The organism is Psychrobacter sp. HD31 (genome assembly GCF_051097895.1).
Classification (GTDB): Bacteria; Pseudomonadota; Gammaproteobacteria; order Pseudomonadales; family Moraxellaceae; genus Psychrobacter.
This window is the reverse complement of record NZ_CP142525.1, coordinates 981691-1003003: the sequence shown is the minus strand read 5'-3', so window position 1 is coordinate 1003003 and position 21313 is coordinate 981691. Positions and strand designations below refer to the sequence as shown.

The following is a 21313-nucleotide window of genomic DNA, read 5'->3' as shown; positions in this document are numbered from 1 at the left end:
AAGAACAATGGCAATTTTAGTATATGCAGAACATGACAATGCCAGTCTTAAAAAGGCAACTTTAAACACCATTACAGCAGCCACTCAAATTGGTGGTGACGTTCACGTATTAGTTGCTGGCTCTGGCTGTGCAGCAGTAGCAGATGAAGCTGCTAAAGTCGTAGGTGTTAGCAAAGTGTTATTAGCAGACAATGCAGCGTATGCAAACCAATTAGCAGAAAACATTTCTTTGCTAGTAAATGAACTAGCGGCTGACTATAGCCACGTAGTTGCACCAGCAACAACCACTGGTAAAAACTTTTTGCCACGTGTTGCCGCATTATCAAATGTTAGCATGATTTCAGACATTACGGCTGTGGTTGACGCAAACACTTTTGACCGCCCAATTTATGCAGGTAATGCAACAGCTACAGTTAAATCTAGCGAAGATAAAATTTTAGTTACTGTCCGTGGTACTGCGTTTGATGCAGCTGCTGCAGAAGGCGGTAGCGCAGCGGTAGAAGCGGTAGCGACAGCAGCTGATTTAGGTAAATCATCATTTGTTGGTGAAGAATTGGCTAAGTCTGACCGTCCAGAACTAACTTCGGCAGAAATCATTGTTTCTGGTGGCCGTGCATTGGCAAGTGGCGAAAACTTTGAAAAAGTGATTGAACCATTAGCAGACAAATTAGGTGCTGCAGTTGGCGCATCACGTGCCGCAGTTGACGCTGGTTTTGTACCAAACGACTTACAGGTTGGTCAAACTGGTAAAGTGGTTGCACCATCATTGTACATTGCATGTGGTATTTCTGGTGCCATCCAGCATTTAGCAGGTATGGGTGATTCTAAGGTGATTGTTGCTATCAACACTGATCCAGAAGCACCAATTGCAAGTGTTGCTGATTACTTCTTAGAAGCTGACTTATTTGAAGCAGTACCTGAGATGACTAGCAAGTTGTAATTAACTTATAATTACATGATGCATGAAGCCCTAACCGATTGGTTAGGGTTTTTTTGTGGCTTGTTATAAGAGCATAAAAAGTAGGAGATAAACGGCAGGATGCAATCCTGACAATATAAAATGAGTTATCAATTGATAATTATAAAAAAAACCACCTAACATTTTGCTAGATGGTCTTTATTTAATAAGAGTGTGATTTTATCCGCACACTTTATTTAGTAGCTCATCTTTATTTAGCAATTGTTTTTCACCATCTTGACGGAAAACGTATTCATATTTGTTTTCTGCCAAATTGCGGTCAGATACAACAATACGGTGTGGGATACCAATTAGTTCTAAATCAGCAAATTTAACACCTGGGCGTTCATTACGATCATCTAAAATAACGTTAATACCTTTGGCTTTTAATTCTTTATATAAAGCAGTAGCGGTATTAATAACCGTCTCTTCTTTAGACTTCATAGGTACAATGGCAACATCAAACGGTGCAATTGAGTCTTGCAACTGGGGTGTTTTTGGCCAAATAATACCGTTGTCATCATGGTTTTGCTCAATACATGCAGCAATGATACGGCTAACACCAATGCCATAACAGCCCATCATCATGGTTGCTGGTTTACCATTTGGATCTTGCACCGTTGCATTTAATGCTTTAGAGTATTTATCACCGAGTTGGAAAATATGTCCAACTTCAATACCGCGTTTAATGCTTAGGGTGCCTTTACCATCTGGTGATGGATCACCTTCAACCACGTTACGAATGTCTACAACGTCAGTAATTTGCGCATCACGCTCCCAGTTCATACCCGTGGTGTGTTTATCTACCACGTTTGCACCGCAAACAAAGTCCGCTAAGGCGGCGGCAGCACGGTCAACATATACAGGTAGCTGATTCACATCAAGTGGGTTAACGCCAATATAGCCTTTAACCAAACCAGCGGCTTTCATTTGTTCTTCTGTTGCCATTTGTAGTGGGGTTGCAACTGCTGCAATTTTTTCTGCCTTCACTTCATTTAAGCTATGATCGCCACGCAAAATTACGGCAACAAGGGGTTGATTAACCACTTCGCCTTCTTCATTTAGCTCTGGTACGCCTTGTACAATAAGGGTTTTAACGGTTTGTGCTAATGGTATGCCTAAATGTTCTGCCACTTGTTCGCACGTTGGCATATTAATGGTATCGACATCGGTTGGAGTTTGAGTTGGCGCAGGGCGTACGTCATGACAGATGGCTTCAGCCAGTTCAATATTTGCTGCAAAGTCTGAGCTGTCAGAAAATACAATATCGTCTTCACCACTGTTTGCCAATACCTGAAACTCATGCGATTCTGAGCCACCAATTGAACCAGTATCTGCCTGTACAGGGCGATATTCTAGCCCCAAACGGTCAAATATGTTGCAATAAGCGCGGTACATATCGTCATAAGTTTGGGCTAAAGATTCTTGATCAATATGAAACGAGTAGGCATCTTTCATGGTGAATTCACGGGCACGCATGATGCCAAAACGTGGGCGGATTTCGTCTCTAAATTTACTTTGAATTTGAAAGAAAGAAATAGGCAATTGTTTATAGCTACGCAGCTCATTACGTGCAATATCGGTGATAACCTCTTCATGCGTAGGACCAAGCACAAAATCACGCTTATGGCGGTCTTTAAAGCGTAAAAGTTCGGCGCCATAATCTTCAAAACGTCCAGACTCCTGCCAAAGCTCGGCAGGTTGTGTCATTGGCATTAATAACTCTTGGCAATTAATGGCTTGCATTTCTTCTCTTACAATGCGCTCTACCTTTTGTAAAACACGCAATCCCATTGGCATCCAAACATATAAACCAGAGGCAAGTTTGCGGATTAAACCAGCACGGAGCATAAGTTGGGCAGATATGACATCGGCATCACTTGGGTTTTCTTTTAATGTTGAGAATAAAAAATTACTGGCTTTCATCGAGTGTTACCTTGTTAAAGCGTTAAAATGATGGTTTTAAAGTTAATCTGACTATGGTATTTAAACTGAACTAAATAAGCAATAGGTTAGCGGTGTATTGTGGCTTATTTCATACTTTTGCATGCGTTAATACGATTTTAGCTTTGTTTAAACTGCTCAATTGCTCTTAATCTTGCTTGCTTATGCTCAACAATGGGCATTGGGTAGTCAGGGTTTGGGTTTTCGGTTAAATATTTACGTAATTTTGCTTCATCATGCAATATGTTGGCAGGCACGTTGGCAAGTTCAGGCAACCATGTTTTGATAAAAATGGCATCTTTATCATGTGTTTTGCTTTGGCTAAATGGGTTCATAATCCTAAAATAGGGTGCCGCATCGGTGCCTGTTGAGGCGCTCCATTGCCAGCCACCATTGTTAGATGCAAAATCACCATCTATGAGCATTTGCATAAAATACTTTTCACCTAAGCGCCAGTCTATTAGCAAATCTTTGGTTAAAAACATGGCAACAATCATCCGTAGGCGGTTGTGCATAAAACCAGTTGCGGTTAAACAACGCATAGCCGCATCAACAATAGGAAAACCAGTTTGCCCAAAACACCAATGGTTAAATTCTGAGGTGTTGTATGACCAAGCAACTTTAGCATCTATGCGTGGGTAAAAGGCTTGATGTTTAATGAGGTTTGGTTTGGCAACCAATTGATGTCGATAAAAGTCTCGCCAAGCTAACTCACTTATCCAACGTAAAATATCGGTACTGTGGTTGGATTTGTCACTGTCGCTACCCTTGTTGCCAATGTTAATAGTATTGCTGGCACTATTTAAGGCTTTATATGCCTGCAAGTAGCAAAGCCTTGGGCTAACTGCTCCAATGGCTAAGTAGGGTGATAGCCCACTGGTTTGATTAGCCGCAGGGGCGTCTCTGGCAATGTCATAACTTAAGATATCTTGGTTAATAAATTGATCAAGGCGATGGCAGGCGTTTACTTCTCCTGCAGGGAACTCACTTTTACAATTGGCGAGCAGTTGTTGGCTATCTATGTTGTGGCTGCTATTAAATTGTTTTTGTAAATCTAAATTTGAACCTAAAATTTTATTGAGCCAGCTTTGTTGGTATGATTTTAAAGTTGGCTGGGTAGTATCTTCCAGTTTATTTAAAAGCTTGTTTAAAGTTTGCTGCGTGGCTTGTTGCTTGTTAGATAACTGTACAGTTGGCTCAATATGCGCAAGGCTAGGTTTGTTTAGCTCTAATTGTTGTAACCAACGTTTATAAAATGGCGTAAATACTTTATACATTTGCCCATCTTGAGTGAGCACGGCGTTAGGTGGCAAAATACATTGGTCATGAAACAGCTTAAAATCAATATTTAATGCAGTAAGGTGGTTGCCAATATTTTGGTCACGTTGTATCTCGTTTAGCTCATATTCTTGATTAGCAAAAACCTGTTGTATACCTTGTTGTTGACAATAATCTACTAACTTTTTAGTACAGTCATCAAAGTTTTGTTCTACTAAAACGGTTAGTTGAATCTCAAATTGTAAGTACAATAATCGTGTTAGCTCTGTTAATGTCCGCAAGATTAAATCCACTTGCGTTAATGCCATGTTATGCTCAAGCCATTGGTTTGGGGTAATAAAAAAAATGGCAGATACTTTGGCATCATGTTGGCTGGCCAGTTGGCATAGCTCACTTAATGCAGTGTTGTCATGAATACGCAAATCACGCCTAAACCACATTAGGTAGTGTGGCTGGGTAACAGCGGTTGTTGGCATTGTTGCGTTAGGGCTAGAGTATGAGTATTTGGTGGCAGCTTGCATGGCGCTCTATTTTATAAAATCTGTACTGATTGTCTCGTGATGTAACGGAAAATCAACAAAGTTTGAGTAAGTTTGACGATCGGCAAAGTAGTGACGTAAGGAACGGATGCTAGAGTCAAAAGCCATCTCATCCCAAGGTATTTCATCTTCTGTAAAAAGTTGGCATTCTAAGCTTTCAGAACCTGCACCAAAATTGCCATCTTGTAAATTTGCCAGATATAACATATAGACTTGCCCAATGATGGGGATGTCATAAATACAGTACAGTTTTAAGTTGGTGGCGGTGGCTTCGGCTTCTTCTAAGGTTTCTCTTTTTGCACCTTGCTCAACGGTTTCTCCAATTTCCATAAAACCGGCAGGAATGGTCCATAATCCGTATTGTGGTTCGATTGCTCTTTTACAAAGCAAAACTTTATCTTCATGCACAACAACCGCACCACAAATAATGTTGGGGTTTTGGTAATGGATGTAGCCACAGTGGTCGCAAACAATCCGTTTTCGGTTATCACCTTCGGGTATTTTTAGTGCCGCTTTATTGCCACACTTTAAGCAAAACGTCATTTGTCTTTCCTCAAGTTCATGACTCATTATACCTGAATAGTTATTGAATAATAGGGTGGTTTTTTTTATAGTGATTGAATAATAACTAAAAGGTTTAAACCATGATTAACAACAATCAGCACGAGAAGGACTTTTATCAAACCTTGCCAAAAAATCAGTATAAGACGTTGATGGCAGGGGCAATAGACGAAAGCGCAAATTTACCAAAGCCATCAAAGCCAGTTATTAAAAGTGTTTTGTTAAAACAGCTGATGAGCCGATTGCAAGTGGGCATAGACTCAGAGCAGGCGTTATGTCATCAATTGAATCATGAGCAAATCCATAATGCTTCGGTTTTGCTTGCCATTACAAATGAGCCACACCCCAAATTAATGTTAACAAGGCGAGCTAGCCACATTAAAGCACATGCAGGCGAGGTTGCCTTGGCTGGTGGTAAGTATGAAGACGAAGATGGTAATAATGTGATTACGGCACTGCGAGAAAGTTATGAAGAAACCTTGCTTGACCCAAATAAGGCATATATTGTCGGGCAATTGCCAAGCAGACGCTCCAAAGCAGGGCTATCGGTTAAACCCATTGTGGCTATTGTTGAGCCAAACCAAAAATTAGTGCCAGAAGTGGGAGAGATCGCCAAAATATTTTGGGCGGATTTAAATTGGCTGATTGATGCTCATACGCAAGAATATAGGGTTGAAACGATATTTAATGGTAAACCAACCACTTTTTTAACACCAAGCTGGCAAGTAGCGGGAGAAACCGTTTGGGGATTAACTGGGCGGATTATTGCTAGCATGTTAGACATTGGTTTTGACAGGCAGCTTGATTGGTATTATAAGCTGGTGGATTAGTGGCATTGGTAATAAAAAAGACTGGTTTGTAATAAGCCAGTCTTTTTTAATTAGCGTAAATTTTTTAACACCAAACGGTTTGTCTTTTAGCTTATCTTTCACGTACTGGTTGGGTTAGTTTAGCCAGTTCATCAGGTGATGACCATAAACCCTCTAAATCATAAAACTCACGTGCGGCAGGGGTCATAACATGGACCACAACCGACCCTAAATCAACCAAAAGCCAGTCGTTACCTTTTTCACCTTTACGGTTTAATGGGCTGAAACCTGCTTTTTTTGCTTCAACAGCCACATGGTCACTCAGTGCCTTTACATGGCGGATAGAAGTGGCATCTGCAATCACCATGTATTCGGTAACTTCTGTTAGTTTTGCAACATCTATTACGGTAATGTTTTTTGCTTTTACATCTTCTAAAGACTCTTGCACAAGGTTTAGGCAAGCCTGAATACGGTCAGTTGGGTTGGTCATAAGTGTGAGTTCTCGATATTTTTTATGTGTTGCTCATTTTAGCATATAAAGGCTTATCTGCTAAATAGGCATGTTTGATGAGAGATAAAAGTGTCAGGTTGACAGCCCAGGGCAAACAAAGTTTATTTTTTGTTTACCTTGAGCTTATCAAATGGTTGCCATGCAAATAAGATGATGGCGTTAAGCTTTTATAAAAAATTAAAGCTCATCACTGTTTGCCTGAATCGCCGTTAGCGCAATGGTATAAACAATGTCATCTACCAAAGCACCACGTGACAAATCATTCACAGGTTTGTTTAAGCCTTGCAGCATTGGTCCTACACTCACAACATTGGCACTACGTTGAACTGCTTTATAAGTTGTGTTACCAGTGTTTAAGTCAGGGAAGATAAACACGTTTGCTTGCCCTGCAACAGGTGAGTTAGGTGCTTTTTTGGCGCCAACGCTCTTAACTGATGCGGCATCATACTGTAGTGGACCATCTACCAATAAGTTAGGCGCGCGTTGTTTGACAATTTCAGTCGCTTTGGCAACTTTATCCACATCTGCACCACTGCCTGAGGTACCAGTAGAGTAACTAATCATAGCAACTTTTGGTTCAATACCAAAAGCTTTTGCTGATGCTGCTGATTGGATGGCAATTTCGGCAAGTTCTTCTGCATTTGGGTCTGGGTTAATAGCACAGTCACCATAAACGACAACTTGCTCTGGCAATAGCATAAAGAAGATAGACGAAACCAATGAATAATCTGGTGAGGTTTTAATCAACTGAAATGCAGGACGAACCGTGTTTGCAGTTGTATGCACCGCACCAGAAACCAAGCCGTCAACTTCACCTTGATACAACATCATTGTACCAACAACCACACTGTCTTTTAACTGTGCTGCGGCACCGTTAGCATCCAGTTTGCCTTTACGTCGTGCTACCATGCCATCAATGTAGTCGGCAGCGATGCTCGTTGGATCGATAATTTGAATATCGTCTGGCAGTTTGATACCACGTTGTTTTGCCACTTCTTCCACATCGTCACGTTTTGCAAGTAAGATGCAGTCAGCAATTCCTCGGCTTTGGCAAATGCTTGCTGCTTCAATAGTGCGTGGTTCATCGCCTTCTGGCAATACGATACGCATTTTTTTAGCTTGTGCCTTTTTCACCACTTGATGACGGAAAGCAGAAGGCGATAGGCGAGGGCTGTGCCCTTTGCTAAAGTGTTCTTTAATCCAATCTAAGTCTAGATGTGCTGCAACAAAACGAGAGACTTCTTCTGCACGAGCAGTGTCATCACTTGGAACTTCTTTGTTGATATCGCTAAGGTTTTGAACCGTTTGGTAGCTATCGGTTTCTACCTGCATGACGGGCATTCCCGTTTTTTTGGCAGGTCGGCAAAGCTCAAATACTGTGTCGCTTGGGGTAATACCCCCAGTTAAAATGATGCCAGCCATTGGCACACCATTCATCGATGCCAATGCCGTTGCAATTAAGATATCATCTCTGTCGCCAGGCGTTACTAATAAAGAACCAGGGCTAAATACGTGGCTAATGTTAGAGACGGTTTGAGCGGTTAACAAGGTGTTTTTAACACGGCGGTTTTTAGCATCGCCTTCGTTAATCCAAGTTGCGCCAAGTGCCTGACCAATATCCCAAGTACGAGGGATAGATAGGGTATCACTGTGAGGTACCACGCCAATTAAATGAAACTTATCTGTTTCAAATGCCGGTGATGACTTTTTAACAGAGTTAATAAAGTCATCGGTTAGCGTTAAATTGGCTTTGCCAGGGGCAACGGGCTGATTAGCAAATGTGTTTTCTACATTTTGTACACGCATTAAAATTGTGCCTAATGTCCGTTCATCTGATACGCCACCAAACTCGTTTGTGGTTACATCCAGTTTGTCTGCCAAAGCTTCTGGATCTTCTAAATCTGCCGTACTAACAAGAATAATTTGAGCATCTAGTGCATAGGCAAGTGCTTGGTTTACTTGAGTTGCGTATGGGGTTTCTGCTGTTGCAACCAGCCCTTCACAAACAATAACGTCGTGCATATCGGTTAGAGTTTGGTGATTTGCAACCACCTCTTCCATCAAGTCATCTAGGTTATCATCGCCAATCATGCGTTCAACACGCTGGCGGCTAATTGATTTTGGTGAAACGATATTAAATACTTGTTTTGCTAAAATACCAGTGCGGCTGTGTGCCGCTTTTTTGTTGTCGGTTATCGAGCGGTCAGATTGCAAAAATGGTTTAATAAAACCAGCTTTTAATCCTGCATAATCTAACGCTTTTATTAAGCCGAGGCTCGCAGAGGTTAGCCCGATGCCTTTTTCGGTTGGAACGAGTAAAATAGTACGCATTTTATTTTCCTATTGATTTTATTTGTTGTTAGATTTATTTTTTAGCCAAAACTTCGGTGGTTTCTTGAGCAATGCGATACTCTTCATCGGTTGGCACAACCCATAGCTCAAGCTTGCTCTCAGCATTGTGGAAGCTGCCTTCTTCACCACGGATAAGTTTGGCATTTGCTTCAGCGTTCATGCTAATGCCAAAGTGGCGCAATTGGTTGATGATTTGTTCACGTGCTTCTGCACCATTTTCGCCAATACCGCCAGTAAATACAATGCCAGTAAATTCTGGTAAGGCACAGCTTAGGCTGGCAATGTATTTAGCAATTCGGTAACAAAACATGTCCAGTGCCAGTTTTGCATCTGCTTGTGATGGGTGGTTGTCATCTGCGGCAGCTTCTTCAATGGCACGCATGTCACTCGAAACACCTGACACCCCTAAAAAGCCACTTTTTTTGTTAAGCATGGTGTCAATCTCTTCTATGCTCCAACCTTTGGTACGGTTTAGGTGGGCATGTAAGCTTGGGTCAACATCGCCGCTGCGTGTTCCCATCATTAAGCCTTCAAGTGGTGTTAACCCCATGCTTGAGTCCATGCTTTTGCCATCATAAACGCTAGTTGCAGAGCAACCATTGCCTAAGTGGGCAGTAATCCAACCTTTGGTGCTGGTATTACCTTGTGCTGTGCTTAACTTGCTTGCACGGTCAGATACATAAGCATGTGATGTGCCATGAAAGCCATAACGGCGTATTTTATCTTCTTCATACAAGTTTTTAGGGATTGCATAGCGGAAGGCAACTTCTGGCATGGTTTGATGAAATGCGGTATCAAACACCACCACTTGGGGTAGGTCTGGATATACTTCCGCTACGGCCTCAATACCCAATACATTGGCAGGGTTGTGTAGTGGTGCTAGTGCTGATAGTTCTTTAATGGCTGCTAACACTTCTGGCGTAACTTGCTGTGCTTTAGAAAACTCGCTACCGCCATGGACAGTACGGTGACCAACAGCAACAGGCTTATGTTCTTCAAGTAGACTTAATACTTTAGTCAACGCTTGTTTGTGGTCGGCATTTGGTAAATCAATCGTTTGTTTTTCGCCTGCTTCATTTTTGTGTTTAATTTTTGCAGTTTCTAAACCTAGTCCTTCTGCTAGGCCTTCAATACGAGTGCTGTTATCTTCACTAATTAATGCATATTTAAGTGATGAAGATCCACAGTTTAAAACTAAAGTTGGGTTGGTTAAAGGCATATTTGCTCCCTTTTAAAAAGGCTATTATTTTTTGCATGAAAAAAACAAAAAGGGTCTGTACGTATTGCGCACAAACCCTTTCCATCTGTAAATAATTATAGCTGCTATTTTATCATGTTTTAGTGGTTTTTTTAATAAAAAAACACTTTGTAACAGTTGTAAAAATGCTAACGTATTTTTTTGATATCTTTCTGGCTTAATGGGGTCGTATCAATTGCTAAAAGTTTGCTAGCTAATATTTATTGATGCCAATTTTTTGGGTTTGGGTTACAATGGCAAACCTATTTAACTTAAATTTATATAAAGATATAGATTTAAAACTTTCATGTGTTTTAAGATATGCTTTAAATGTTAATAAATTGGCTTAGGCTGGATATAAAATGATGAATATTAAAGTGTTGGTTTGTTCGGTGGCGTGTGTGTTCATGTTAAGTGCCTGTGGGCAAAAAGGCGACTTGTATTTACCTAATACCAATCAGACCATTGACAAAACCACTAACGGTAGCCAAGCTGGGCATGAAAAAGATGACTTTTTAGTGCCAGAAATTAAAAAACGCATTGAAGATATGCAAAACAACCCAAATGATTTTTAATTGTCAGAGATTTTTATGACCCAAATCAAAACGTTAATACAAAATGATGGCGATGTCGCAATGCACATCAACCCAAAAGCTTTAACCAACTGTTTACCACAAATTGACTATCACAATGGTGAGTTGTATATCGAGCAAGTGGCTGTAAAAGATATTGCAACACAATATGGTACGCCTTGCTATGTATATTCTCGTTCTGCAATGGTAGATGCCTATCGCCAATATACCAAAGCGTTGGCAGAGGTTGACCATCAAGTTTGTTATGCGGTAAAAGCCAACTCAAACCTTGCCGTGCTGAGCACCTTAGCTAAAGAGGGTGCTGGGTTTGATATTGTTTCAATTGGAGAGTTAGCAAGAGTTTTGGCAGCTGGAGGCGATGCTAAAAAAGTGGTTTATTCTGGGGTAGGCAAAACCAATCAGGATATTGAATATGCTTTAGAAAAAGGCGTTGGTTGCTTTAATGTTGAATCGGTTGCCGAGCTGAGTACCATTAATGACGTTGCCAAAAAGCTTGATAAACTGGCAAATATCTCTTTACGTGTTAATCCTAATGTGGATGCAAAAACACACCCTTATATCTCGACTGGGCTTAAAGACAATAAGTTTGGTATTACGCATGAACAAGCGGTCGACACCTATAAGACGGCTCAGCAGCTTAGCCATCTTAACATTGTTGGTATAGACTGCCATATTGGTTCACAACTGACCCAAACTGAGCCATTTGTTGCCGCTTTAGACAAACTGATTGAGTTAATTGATGAGTTAACTCAAAACGGTATCACACTTAAACACATAGACCTTGGTGGTGGTTTGGGTGTGCAATACATTGATGAGCAAGTAGACTCGATTGCCGAGCTTATTGCGCTGATTGTGCCAAAAGTTAAACAGTTGGGTTTACAGCTGATGCTAGAGCCTGGGCGTAGTATTGTTGCAAATGCTGGTGTTTTGTTAACCAAAGTGGATGTACTAAAACCGAGTGAGCATAAAAACTTTGCTATTGTAGATGCGGCTATGAACGATTTAATCCGCCCAGCACTGTATCAGGCAGAAATGGCAATGATTCCAACCAAATTAAACCCAGCTACGCTAAGTGAAGAGAACGCTGTAGCAAACAAAAGTTGGGATATCGTTGGTGCTGTGTGTGAGACGGGTGACTTTTTAGCTAAAAACCGCCTACTTAACTTGCAAAAAGGTGATGTACTGGCAATGACGGGTGCCGGTGCCTATGGCTTTACTATGAGTAGCAACTATAATACCCGCACACGCGCTGCTGAGGTTATGATTCAAGGTAGTGAACATAAAGTTGTGCGTAAGCGTGAATGTATTGAACAGCTTTTTGCGAACGAAGTTGTCTGGTAAGTCTGCAAATTTAATCGTCCGAATTTAAATAAAACCTCATTTGGCAATAGTTAAATGAGGTTTTTTATCAACTGCCTCAAACTATTTGACATCAGGTTATCATTAAGCACAATAGCATGATAAGATAGCACTATAAACAAAGATTATAAGGGACAACCATGTTAATAGAATTTACTAAAATGCACGGACTGGGCAATGACTTTATGGTGATTGACCTGGTTACTCAGCGATTAGATTTAACACCAGAATTAATAAAATTGCTAGCCGATCGTAATTTGGGTGTAGGGTTTGACCAATTGTTAGTGGTAGAGCCACCAAGCAGACCGGATGTAGATTTTAGATACCGTATTTATAATGCCAATGGTGGCGAAGTGGAGCAATGTGGAAATGGTGCAAGATGCTTTGCCAGGTTTGTACAGGCACGTAAACTGACTTTTAAACAACGCCTAAATGTAGAAACAGCTGGTGGAGTGATTAGCTTAAGCACAGACCAGTATGGATGGGTGCAGGCAGATATGGGCAAACCAAAATTTGAACCAGAAGAAATACCGTTTGCACCTAAGGCGATTACTAAAATCCAAAATGCTTATAATTTAGATGTCAATGGTAAACCAGTACGTCTTTATGTTGCAAATATGGGTAACCCACATGCGGTAATTAAAGTAGATGACATTTTAGAAGCCGATGTAGAAGAGTTGGGTAAAGCGATTGAATCGCACGAAGCCTTCCCTGAAAATGTGAATGTAGGTTTTGTGCAAGTCATGAACCAACGTCATATCCGTTTAAGAGTTTATGAGCGTGGGGTAGGTGAAACGCAAGCTTGTGGTACAGGGGCATGTGCTGCCGTTGCCGTTGGCGTGCGTGAAGGCTGGTTAGATGAAGGCGAAGAAGTACGCGCACAATTGTATGGTGGTAGCTTATTGATTAAATGGCAAGATGGCTATAGCGTTATGATGACAGGACCAGCATCGTTTGTGTTTGAAGGGGTATTTAGCCCAGATGGTTTAATGGCACAGGCAGGTATTAAACCAGCGCAACCTCAACCGCAGGCGTAATTTGCCATTAGTTTTCCTCCCAATATTAATAATGTTAATAAAAAAATTATTATGTTTTAAAAAGTGGTCGTGAGCCGGTGTTCACGGCTTTTTTTAAATAAACCTAGCAATTAAGCGACACCCTTTTATGAGTGAACAAACACAGCCAGCTACTTTATCTGCAAATCTTGCTTTGCCAATTAATCAGTGGCAAGGTGCGTTGATGGTGCAAAATTTTTCATCTCATACATTGCAAGCATATAAGCTTGCTGTCACCCATTTAGCTCAGTTTTTAGAGCGTCAAAGTCTAACAAAAACGCTTAATTGGGCACAATGCGATAAACGTTTGTTGTCTCGTCATATTAGTAATCGGTTAGAAGTTGATGCGCTCTCTATTGCCAGTGTTCAGCAGGAGCTATCTGCCATTCGTCAGTTTTATGCGTATTTGATTGAACAAGGGCAAGCAAAGATTAATCCAACAACGGGTTATCAGCTGAAACAACCCGCAAGGGCTTTACCAAATATTGCTGATATTGATGTGTTAACCCAGTTATTAGAGCAACCGCTGCCAGAAGACCCAGAACAAGCAAGGTTGTGGATACGTGATAAGGCAATGTTTGAGTTGCTATATGGCAGCGGTTTACGAGTAAGCGAGTTGGTGGCGATAGATGTGACGGACATTGATGTTAGCCAAAAGCAGGTGCGTGTGGTGGGTAAGGGTAATAAAACCCGTATTGTACCAATGACACAAAAGTCGATACAGGCAATTGAGATGTATTTGCCCCATCGTTACTTGTGGGTAGAGCAAGCGGATATGGCATTATTTATTAGCGAAAAGCTTGGCACAAGGCTTTCGACGCGTGCCGTACAGCAAAGGCTAAAAGTGTGTGCTAAGCGTGCTGGCATTGCTCAAAATTTGCATCCACATTTGCTTAGGCATTGTTTTGCTTCGCATATGTTATCTGGTAGTGGTGATTTGCGAGCAGTACAGGAGATGTTAGGGCATAGTGATATTAGCACAACGCAAATTTATACACAGGTTGATTTTGAGCGATTAACGCAGATTTATGATAATAGCCACCCTAGGTCTAGAATGGCTGCAAAACAGACCAAAGATAAGCGGTATTAACGCTTTTTTATTTGGTTGTTTAAGGATAAATAGAAGAAGTGGATTTTATCAAAACTTAGGCTAAGCTAACCGATGGCAATTAAAAATGGGTAGTTTTTCTCGCACTTCACCTTGGTAAACACTATCAAAAGGCGCAAAAACCAACTCATAGCCTTTATCTGGCTCAACATCACAGCTATTGTGCGTGCTTAACACTTGCCCATTGGCATTTACAATTGTACTATGCCCCCAAGTTTCTCTTGTTGATCCATCAGCATAAGCGTGTTTACCACCCTGAGTTGCACCAACTACCAGACATTGGCTATCCAATGCCCTCGCTTGCAGCAACATTTGCCAATGTACTTTGCCAGTTTGGTAAGTAAATGCGGCTGGTACTGTTAAAATATTTGCTCCAGCTTGACGATAGTTTTGGGCAAGGGCAGGGAATCGTAAATCAAAACAAACCATCATGCCTAAATGATACACTTTTTGTTGTAACTTGATGGCGGCAACAACGGTTTGGGTCCCACCCTCAAAAGTTAGTCCCTCATCATAACTGCCGTGGTTATCATTTACCATGGCTTTAAACAAATGTATTTTGTCATAACGGGCGACTTGTGTGCCATCGGGTGCAAAAAGCAAACTGGTTTGTCGTAGTTTATCATCAGCTACTTTTATTTGATTTGGGCGGTAAGGGCAGGGTAGTGTCCCAGCTAATAAGTACAGCTGTTGAGTATTAGCAAGGTTAGCTAAATAATCGGATATCTCATCAAAACGTTCAGCTGTTTGGCGTTGCCTGCCCATGCTGGCAAAATTTTCTGGTAAAACCACAAGGCTGGCATTGTTAAGCTTGGCTTGCTCAATAGCCCTCGCTGCCACAGCAAGGTTTGCATCAACATCTTGTTGTGAGTTCATTTGCACGCTGCAAATAATAGGTGCTGAATTGGTCACTGTGCTATTCCTGTTATTGATTAAAGGTTTTATTGTCGCTTTTATCAAGTTTAGCGATAAAGAAAAACCTTAGCAAGGGGGTATACCATGCTTTGGTTGATTAGGCTATTTAGATTCGCCATAGGCTTTTTTATGATTTTGTTGATTATTTATATGATAAACTACTTTGATGATTTTAATTGATGTAAATGTTTAATACTTTGGAGTAACAACAATGGCAGAATTTTTAACCGATGCTTGGTTTGACATGGTAACGAAACAAACAAATGAGTTTGGTGATTTAAATTTAACACCTGCCATGCAAAATATACATTTAAATGTACAGGTGAATGATGCAAATTGTGATACTGGCTTGTGCTTTAAACATGGTGAGATCCATAAAGGTATTGATGAGTCAGCAGAGACTACGGTTGTTTTGCCACTTCAACTGCTAGTTTCTATTATCAAAAAAATGGATACAGGTATGGCAATGCAAGCTTTTATTGAAGGAGACATTAAAGTTTTAGGCGATATGTCGCAGCTGATGGCATTGCGTATGGCACGAGTAAGTGATGAACAAAAAGAATTGCTGACGGGTATTTTATTAAAGACTAACTTGGTTGGTTAAAGCGTTTTAAAAGACTTGAATAAATAAAGCGTTAAAAATAATAAAAAGGTAGGAAAGGGGGTTGGCTAATGTGTTGTTTGAAAAACATTAGCCAATTAACCATGAAACCAAAAAATCATTAGTATTAAACCAGATAAAAAGAACAAAGCAGGTTTAATAACATGCCAAGGTAAGCTGGCAATTGCATTGGCATGAGCTGCTGGACGTTTGACAAATGGCTGGCTGTTAGTCATTAATTCATCTGCCTCTGCCGTTTTATTAGCAGAATCAGATGCGACTAAAAACTCTTTGTCAGAAAGCTTAACCGTTTTGGTAAGCTCTTTACTTAATTTTACGTCTGTATCGAGATGAATGTACTTCATAGTCTTATCTTAATAACCTTATAGGTTAGACTGTAAATGAAACGATTTAATCACTTTGTGTTTGCGCATAAATAGCGGCTTGTAGCCAAATATTGGCTTGTATATAATCTTGCACTTTTATGGCTTGATTTTGTTCATTACTAATTGCAGCAATACGCACAACCAGTGGATCTGCATCTGGTTCACGCAAAATTACCACATCAAACAAAATGATGTCTTTTCCATAAAACTTACTGTTTTGTTTACCCAGCACTTGCCCTTGGCACCATGCCTCGTCTTCTTGTCCTAGAGTGTCGCCAAACAAATAGGCACACATATTACCAAGATTAATTTCTACAGGTGCAAGCGGTTCGTCGGTATCTGGCTCCCAGTTTTGGATTTGTTCCTGAATATCTGTAGGAACTTCTCCATTATTGGCAGCCACAATATCATTAAAAGCACGATGATAACGGATTGCCTGTTGGTCATCTACCAAAATTACTTCATCTTGTTTGCTAGAAGTAATGTTATAAGCCCAAGCACTAAAGTTAACAAAGTATGAGACATTTTGCTCATAAGCGTTGTTATTTACTGTATAAAGCTGGTCATAGGCATATAAAATTGTGCCATCTTTACTACGTAGTCTTAATACGGCATCTGCTGTTTCTTCACATATCACCACACGCTCAATGACACAATTTGTACCATATGGGCTATTAACAGCCGGAAATGCAGTTAGCAATTCTTGTGGTTTGCCATCTTTAAGCGACAAAACTTGGTTGATATGCGCATCACCATTTTCTGCAATTAACAAATAGTCAGGTTGCTGATTGTTTTTTGTTTGCAGTCCCGTTGGGATAACTGCATTTTCAATCATCTGCTGTAACCAGTTTGGTACATCCTCTGCTGTATTCTCTGTTAAAATAAGCCAGTGATCAGCATGTCCGGCACATTTTTCAGCACTGAGTCTGATTTTTGTGGGGGCAGTCCCCTGATTGTTTTTTGTCATTGTCATGAAAACTATGTTGCCTTTATTAATGCAACCATTAAAAATGTAAGTGTTACAAATTGGCAAAAATAGAGTTGTCTAAAAAATAGTCACTCATTGTTTTATGCCACAATTAATAAAAAGTGAAAATTTATCCACAATTGCTTGCAATGCCTTACAGGATACAGTATTTGAGTAAGTGTGCAACCCATTAGTGGGGTTTTTTACATATTTAGTTACAAATTAGCCTTGATTTTGCCACTTTTTTTGCATTTTTGTGATTTTTATGGCAAATAAATTGGCTTTTATGTCAAAATAGGCATTCGTTGTCATCTGCTGTATAGGTGAATCTATATAGCTATTTTATGGTTATCCACAAATATATCCACAGCTTTTTTTGTGGTAAAAAGTATCATGTTTTTAAATAATTTTGATTGTTTTGATGGCAAATATAACTAAAGTTGACATTATGTTGACATCAATTGAGAAGTTTTTATGTTTCGTCCTTTAGCTCTATTTATTGGTTTAAGATATACACGTGCTGAACGAAGTAATCGTTTTATCTCCTTTATTTCTTTAATTTCTATCATTGGTTTAACGCTAGGTGTTGCGGTGTTAATAACCGTTTTATCAGTGATGAATGGTTTTGATAGAGAAATTAAAAGCCGGATTTTGGGCATGATACCTCAGGCAACGGTTACCTCAACTCAAATTATCCCTGATTGGGAACCATTGGCAAACCAAATCAAACAAGATCCCGAAGTAAGTGAAGTTGCCCCTTTTATACAGCTACAAGGCATGCTGACTTCTAATGGGCAGGTGTCAGGCATTATGGTTTCTGGTGTTGTCCCAGAATATGAACAAAAAGTATCTATCATTGGCGAGCACATGGTAGAAGGCAGCCTAGATAAACTACAAGCAGGGGATTTTGGGATTGTATTGGGGGTTGACCTAGCGGATTTAATGGGGGTTGATGTGGGTGATAAAATCACTTTGGTTTTGCCAGAGGCTTCTCCTTCACCTGCGGGCATCATACCAAGATTTAAACGCTTTACTTTGGTGGGCACTTATGACATTAGTAAAGAAGTAAATAGCCTGATGGCATACATACCCATGCATGATGCTGCCAAACTATTAAGGCTGCCTGATGGCGCACAGGGTATACGCATGAAGGTTGATAACATTTTTGCAGCACCAAAAGTATCAAAAGCAGCCACACAAGTTGCACCAGAAAGGCTCTATCCAACCGACTGGACACAAACACATGGCAATTTGTTTAGTGCGATTCAGATGGAAAAAGCCATGATTGGCTTGCTGCTATTTTTAATTGTTATTGTTGCCGCTTTTAATATTGTATCTAGCCTTGTGATGATGGTAACTGACAAAAAGTCTGACGTTGCCATTTTAAAAACTTTTGGCGCAACACCAAAACTGATTATGAATGTGTTTGTGGTGCAAGGTATGATTATTGGGGTGATTGGTACGGTACTTGGTACAATTATTGGCGTGACCTTTGCCTTATCAATCAGTAGTGTGCTTGGCTATATCAATGATGCGTTTAATTTGCATTTATTTGATGTATATCCTGTTAATTATTTACCATCTTATGTAAAAGTGAGTGATGTGCTGATTATCGTATCGGCTTCTTTCTTACTTAGTTTTTTAATGACTATTTATCCTGCTCGCAGGGCAGCTAAAATTCAGCCTGCGCAAACGCTGCGATATGAATAAGTGTTAAGCATAACTAATTAACAAGTAAGGATTTAAAAATGATAAAACAGCAAACCCAAAATAATAAAGAAATACTACGTGCTAAAAACATCAGTAAAGTTTACAGCGAAGGCAAAATCAGTACCCAAGTTTTGCAGGATTTAGATGTGAGTATTAATGAAGGTGAACGGGTAGCGATAGTTGGCACCAGTGGTTCGGGTAAAAGCACCTTATTGCATTTATTGGGGGGATTGGATACACCAACCAAAGGAGAAGTTTGGCTAAAAGGTGAGCTTTTAAACAAAATGGATGAAACACAAAGAGGCGAAATGCGTAACAAGCATTTAGGTTTTATCTATCAGTTTCATCATCTTTTGGCAGAGTTTTCTGCCATAGAAAATGTGGCTATGCCATTGTTAATGCGCCCAGCGGTTAAAATTGATGATGCCAAAAACCAAGCTGTCGAACTGTTAAAAAAAGTGGGGTTAGGGCATCGTTTAGAGCATAGACCTGGAGAGCTTTCTGGTGGTGAACGACAACGTGTTGCCATTGCCCGTGCCTTGGTAACAAAACCCGCATTAGTACTGGCAGATGAGCCAACAGGTAATTTAGATCATGAAAATGCGCAAAGTGTGTTTGAGCTTTTATCAGAGTTACAGACCAGTTTTGGTATGGGGCTATTGATGGTGACACATGATCGTAATTTGGCAAAAATGGCAGACAGGCAATTAGTGCTTAAAAGTGGGCAGTGGGAGGCATAGTTTTTTGCCAATAAGCTACTAAAAGGGTTGCATAAAAAGACATTTTTATGCAACTTTTTAAGATTTTATAATCGTTCATTAATGGTTATTTTAACCATGACGCCCATATCGTTACAGTTTTCAATCTCTACATTTAGCCCATGAAGTTCGGCAACTCTATCCACAATCGACAGACCTAAACCACTGCCAGTATGTGTTTGCCCCGCTGGGCGGAAGAACCGTTCTCGAATGCGAGTTAAATGCTCTTTGCTGATGCCGTTTCCATAGTCACGAATACTTATGTAATGGGCTGCTAATGTGAGCTCGATATGTTTTTTTGTAACCGTTTTGTCACTTGCGCCGTAACAAATGGCATTTTCAAGTAAATTTCTAAACATAAGAACTAACAGCACTGGATTGCCACCTTCTGCCATGGGTAGGATATGACTTTCATCTTTTGTATGTATATGACGTTGCAATTTTACGCCGTGGTTTCGTGCAAGACGGCTAACACTTTGCAGGGCTTGCTCGCTGATGGATAACCAGTTAATGGGCTGTTTTTTAATCTTATTTAGGCTATTTGATGCGCTGGCATCATCCAATTTGGTTAATGTAAGCAGCTGCTCTATCAAATGTGAAGAACGATCAGCAGTTTTTTGAATGCGCTGAGCAGATTGTAGCGCTTCTAATGTAGACTCGTTGCTATGGTGAGTATCTGCCTCAGCAATTAACCCTTGTTGTAGATGATGTTGTAATTCATTGGCTTGTATTTTAATGGCTGTGATGGGCGTTTTTAGCTCATGTGACGCTTCTGCCGTAAAGCGTTTTTGTTTATCTATGCCATCGGCAACTTTAATGAACAGTTGATTGAGTGCCTTTGTTAGAGGTTGTAATTCGCTCGGTACATACTCAGATACAGGGGCAAGGTCATTAGTATGCCGGGTTTGTATCTCATTGGTTAAAGTGTTTAGTGGTCGTAACCCTTTATGTACTGCCCATATAACCATGGCAATCAAAATCGGTAAACTCAAAAGCAACATCAACATTTGCTCACTGATAAAACCAATAATATTTGTTATGCGTTCTTTTAAAGACTGTGCAACAGCAATAGTTTCGCCCGTTTTTGGGTTGGTTGTGATATATACTCGCCATGAGTTTTTAGAAAAAATGTTGCCGATATTGTGAAAGCCGTGCGAGATGTTTTTTATATCAAGTCCTGTTAAAATAGAAGGTGTTTTTTTACTCAGCTCATCAGTTTTATTAATATCAGGCTGATCATCTTCAATCAAGTTGCCAGACTTATCCCATATTGCCAACTCAAAAGATTCAGCAAATAAGATGTCTTCGATAAAAAATGGATCTGGGGTGTCTATCTGCTCATCAAACACTTGGTTTGATAGCTGTTGCATGTGCTCCAAGCTCTCTTTATTTAAACTGTTCTGAAAGCTTTGTTCTACCATGCGGTCATTAAGTACCATTTGAGAAAACTGTTGCATGGCTTCATCATCATCATCAATAATTTGTTGATATAAAGGGATTGATACCCCAATGGCAATGATTAAAAACAGCAATGGCAAACCTATTAGCAACGTTTTAATTAACTGATTGCGAATGCTGTCGGGCTTGGCGTTATGTGTTTTACGAATGGTATTCATTTTAAATTTTCAGTTATGATGTCGCATCAAAAACTAATGACTTTTGCAAGCCATTA

19 protein-coding genes are annotated in these 21313 nt (G+C 40.2%); 9 read left to right on the top strand and 10 right to left on the bottom strand.

All coding sequences use genetic code 11. The annotated features are described in order from the left end of the window. Window positions 1-7: 7 nt before the first annotated feature. Window positions 8-940: an electron transfer flavoprotein subunit alpha/FixB family protein gene (locus VH441_RS04360; protein ID WP_434354261.1), complete on the top strand. Its 933-nt coding sequence runs from the start codon at window positions 8-10 to the stop codon at window positions 938-940. A 198-nt stretch (window positions 941-1138) separates the two neighbouring features. On the opposite strand, the gene VH441_RS04355 is transcribed toward VH441_RS04360, so the two are convergent. The 3 genes from VH441_RS04355 to VH441_RS04345 all read right to left on the bottom strand — a co-directional run bounded on the left by VH441_RS04355 (window position 1139) and on the right by VH441_RS04345 (window position 5262). Next, entirely contained in the window at window positions 1139-2884 is a 1746-nt protein-coding gene (locus VH441_RS04355; RefSeq protein ID WP_434354260.1) for a proline--tRNA ligase, read from the bottom strand. Between the two features lie 137 nt (window positions 2885-3021). After that, entirely contained in the window at window positions 3022-4701 is a 1680-nt protein-coding gene (locus VH441_RS04350) for a cryptochrome/photolyase family protein (RefSeq protein WP_434354259.1), read from the bottom strand. Window positions 4702-4707: 6 nt separating this feature from the next. After that, window positions 4708-5262 carry an NUDIX hydrolase gene (locus VH441_RS04345; protein WP_434354258.1) on the bottom strand — a complete coding sequence of 185 codons (555 nt, stop codon included), beginning with the start codon at window positions 5260-5262 and terminating at the stop codon, window positions 4708-4710. A 101-nt stretch (window positions 5263-5363) separates the two neighbouring features. Between VH441_RS04345 and VH441_RS04340 the strand changes: the two genes are divergently transcribed. Next, window positions 5364-6110 carry an NUDIX hydrolase gene (locus VH441_RS04340; RefSeq protein WP_434354257.1) on the top strand — a complete coding sequence of 249 codons (747 nt, stop codon included), beginning with the start codon at window positions 5364-5366 and terminating at the stop codon, window positions 6108-6110. 91 nt (window positions 6111-6201) lie between these two features. Here the strand turns inward: VH441_RS04340 and rsfS are convergent, their stop codons facing one another. The 3 genes from rsfS to VH441_RS04325 all read right to left on the bottom strand — a co-directional run bounded on the left by rsfS (window position 6202) and on the right by VH441_RS04325 (window position 10171). After that, window positions 6202-6579: a ribosome silencing factor gene (rsfS, locus tag VH441_RS04335; protein ID WP_434354256.1), complete on the bottom strand. Its 378-nt coding sequence runs from the start codon at window positions 6577-6579 to the stop codon at window positions 6202-6204. Between the two features lie 198 nt (window positions 6580-6777). After that, entirely contained in the window at window positions 6778-8931 is a 2154-nt protein-coding gene (gene pta / locus VH441_RS04330; RefSeq protein ID WP_434354255.1) for a phosphate acetyltransferase, read from the bottom strand. 34 nt (window positions 8932-8965) lie between these two features. Then, on the bottom strand, window positions 8966-10171 hold the full coding sequence (locus VH441_RS04325) for an acetate/propionate family kinase (RefSeq protein WP_434354254.1): 1206 nt from the start codon (window positions 10169-10171) through the stop codon (window positions 8966-8968). Window positions 10172-10551: 380 nt separating this feature from the next. On the opposite strand from VH441_RS04325, the gene lptM reads away from it, so the two are divergent. The 4 genes from lptM (at window position 10552) to VH441_RS04305 (ending at window position 14286) form a co-directional block, all read left to right on the top strand. Further along, entirely contained in the window at window positions 10552-10764 is a 213-nt protein-coding gene (gene lptM / locus VH441_RS04320) for an LPS translocon maturation chaperone LptM (RefSeq protein ID WP_434354253.1), read from the top strand. Window positions 10765-10779: 15 nt separating this feature from the next. Next, window positions 10780-12123 (top strand): diaminopimelate decarboxylase, encoded by a 1344-nt coding sequence (lysA, locus tag VH441_RS04315; RefSeq protein ID WP_434354252.1) that lies wholly within the window; start codon window positions 10780-10782, stop codon window positions 12121-12123. 158 nt (window positions 12124-12281) lie between these two features. Beyond that, window positions 12282-13178, top strand: a complete 897-nt coding sequence (gene dapF, locus VH441_RS04310) for a diaminopimelate epimerase (RefSeq protein WP_434354251.1) — start codon at window positions 12282-12284, stop codon at window positions 13176-13178. 127 nt (window positions 13179-13305) lie between these two features. Next, the gene (locus tag VH441_RS04305) at window positions 13306-14286 is read left to right on the top strand and encodes a tyrosine recombinase XerC (RefSeq protein ID WP_434354250.1); all 981 of its coding nucleotides are present in this window, start codon (window positions 13306-13308) and stop codon (window positions 14284-14286) included. Between the two features lie 60 nt (window positions 14287-14346). Here the strand turns inward: VH441_RS04305 and VH441_RS04300 are convergent, their stop codons facing one another. Next, window positions 14347-15180, bottom strand: coding sequence for a nitrilase-related carbon-nitrogen hydrolase (locus VH441_RS04300; protein WP_434354355.1), 834 nt, complete (start codon window positions 15178-15180; stop codon window positions 14347-14349). A 250-nt stretch (window positions 15181-15430) separates the two neighbouring features. On the opposite strand from VH441_RS04300, the gene VH441_RS04295 reads away from it, so the two are divergent. Continuing rightward, window positions 15431-15823, top strand: coding sequence for an SCP-2 sterol transfer family protein (locus tag VH441_RS04295; RefSeq protein ID WP_434354249.1), 393 nt, complete (start codon window positions 15431-15433; stop codon window positions 15821-15823). A gap of 95 nt (window positions 15824-15918) precedes the next feature. Here VH441_RS04295 and VH441_RS04290 read toward each other — a convergent pair whose 3' ends face one another. Then, window positions 15919-16185 (bottom strand): hypothetical protein, encoded by a 267-nt coding sequence (locus VH441_RS04290; RefSeq protein WP_434354248.1) that lies wholly within the window; start codon window positions 16183-16185, stop codon window positions 15919-15921. Between the two features lie 46 nt (window positions 16186-16231). Further along, entirely contained in the window at window positions 16232-17179 is a 948-nt protein-coding gene (locus tag VH441_RS04285) for a hypothetical protein (protein ID WP_434354247.1), read from the bottom strand. A gap of 468 nt (window positions 17180-17647) precedes the next feature. Between VH441_RS04285 and VH441_RS04280 the strand changes: the two genes are divergently transcribed. Both VH441_RS04280 and lolD read left to right on the top strand, forming a co-directional pair. Continuing rightward, window positions 17648-18883 (top strand): lipoprotein-releasing ABC transporter permease subunit, encoded by a 1236-nt coding sequence (locus VH441_RS04280; protein ID WP_434354246.1) that lies wholly within the window; start codon window positions 17648-17650, stop codon window positions 18881-18883. Window positions 18884-18921: 38 nt separating this feature from the next. After that, a complete protein-coding gene (lolD, locus tag VH441_RS04275) occupies window positions 18922-19623 on the top strand; it encodes a lipoprotein-releasing ABC transporter ATP-binding protein LolD (RefSeq protein ID WP_434354245.1) in 702 nt (233 codons plus the stop codon). Between the two features lie 65 nt (window positions 19624-19688). Here the strand turns inward: lolD and VH441_RS04270 are convergent, their stop codons facing one another. Beyond that, on the bottom strand, window positions 19689-21257 hold the full coding sequence (locus VH441_RS04270; RefSeq protein WP_434354244.1) for an ATP-binding protein: 1569 nt from the start codon (window positions 21255-21257) through the stop codon (window positions 19689-19691). Window positions 21258-21313: the final 56 nt, after the last annotated feature.

Excerpts from the sequence above, each read along its gene's own strand:
- VH441_RS04360 (WP_434354261.1), top strand. The coding sequence starts at position 8 with ATGGCAATTTTAGTATATGCAGAACATGACAATGCCAGTCTTAAAAAG.
- VH441_RS04355 (WP_434354260.1), bottom strand. The coding sequence starts at position 2,884 with ATGAAAGCCAGTAATTTTTTATTCTCAACATTAAAAGAAAACCCAAGT.
- VH441_RS04350 (WP_434354259.1), bottom strand. The coding sequence starts at position 4,701 with ATGCAAGCTGCCACCAAATACTCATACTCTAGCCCTAACGCAACAATG.
- VH441_RS04345 (WP_434354258.1), bottom strand. The coding sequence starts at position 5,262 with ATGACGTTTTGCTTAAAGTGTGGCAATAAAGCGGCACTAAAAATACCC.
- VH441_RS04340 (WP_434354257.1), top strand. The coding sequence starts at position 5,364 with ATGATTAACAACAATCAGCACGAGAAGGACTTTTATCAAACCTTGCCA.
- rsfS (WP_434354256.1), bottom strand. The coding sequence starts at position 6,579 with ATGACCAACCCAACTGACCGTATTCAGGCTTGCCTAAACCTTGTGCAA.
- pta (WP_434354255.1), bottom strand. The coding sequence starts at position 8,931 with ATGCGTACTATTTTACTCGTTCCAACCGAAAAAGGCATCGGGCTAACC.
- VH441_RS04325 (WP_434354254.1), bottom strand. The coding sequence starts at position 10,171 with ATGCCTTTAACCAACCCAACTTTAGTTTTAAACTGTGGATCTTCATCA.
- lptM (WP_434354253.1), top strand. The coding sequence starts at position 10,552 with ATGATGAATATTAAAGTGTTGGTTTGTTCGGTGGCGTGTGTGTTCATG.
- lysA (WP_434354252.1), top strand. The coding sequence starts at position 10,780 with ATGACCCAAATCAAAACGTTAATACAAAATGATGGCGATGTCGCAATG.
- dapF (WP_434354251.1), top strand. The coding sequence starts at position 12,282 with ATGTTAATAGAATTTACTAAAATGCACGGACTGGGCAATGACTTTATG.
- VH441_RS04305 (WP_434354250.1), top strand. The coding sequence starts at position 13,306 with ATGAGTGAACAAACACAGCCAGCTACTTTATCTGCAAATCTTGCTTTG.
- VH441_RS04300 (WP_434354355.1), bottom strand. The coding sequence starts at position 15,180 with ATGAACTCACAACAAGATGTTGATGCAAACCTTGCTGTGGCAGCGAGG.
- VH441_RS04295 (WP_434354249.1), top strand. The coding sequence starts at position 15,431 with ATGGCAGAATTTTTAACCGATGCTTGGTTTGACATGGTAACGAAACAA.
- VH441_RS04290 (WP_434354248.1), bottom strand. The coding sequence starts at position 16,185 with ATGAAGTACATTCATCTCGATACAGACGTAAAATTAAGTAAAGAGCTT.
- VH441_RS04285 (WP_434354247.1), bottom strand. The coding sequence starts at position 17,179 with ATGACAATGACAAAAAACAATCAGGGGACTGCCCCCACAAAAATCAGA.
- VH441_RS04280 (WP_434354246.1), top strand. The coding sequence starts at position 17,648 with ATGTTTCGTCCTTTAGCTCTATTTATTGGTTTAAGATATACACGTGCT.
- lolD (WP_434354245.1), top strand. The coding sequence starts at position 18,922 with ATGATAAAACAGCAAACCCAAAATAATAAAGAAATACTACGTGCTAAA.
- VH441_RS04270 (WP_434354244.1), bottom strand. The coding sequence starts at position 21,257 with ATGAATACCATTCGTAAAACACATAACGCCAAGCCCGACAGCATTCGC.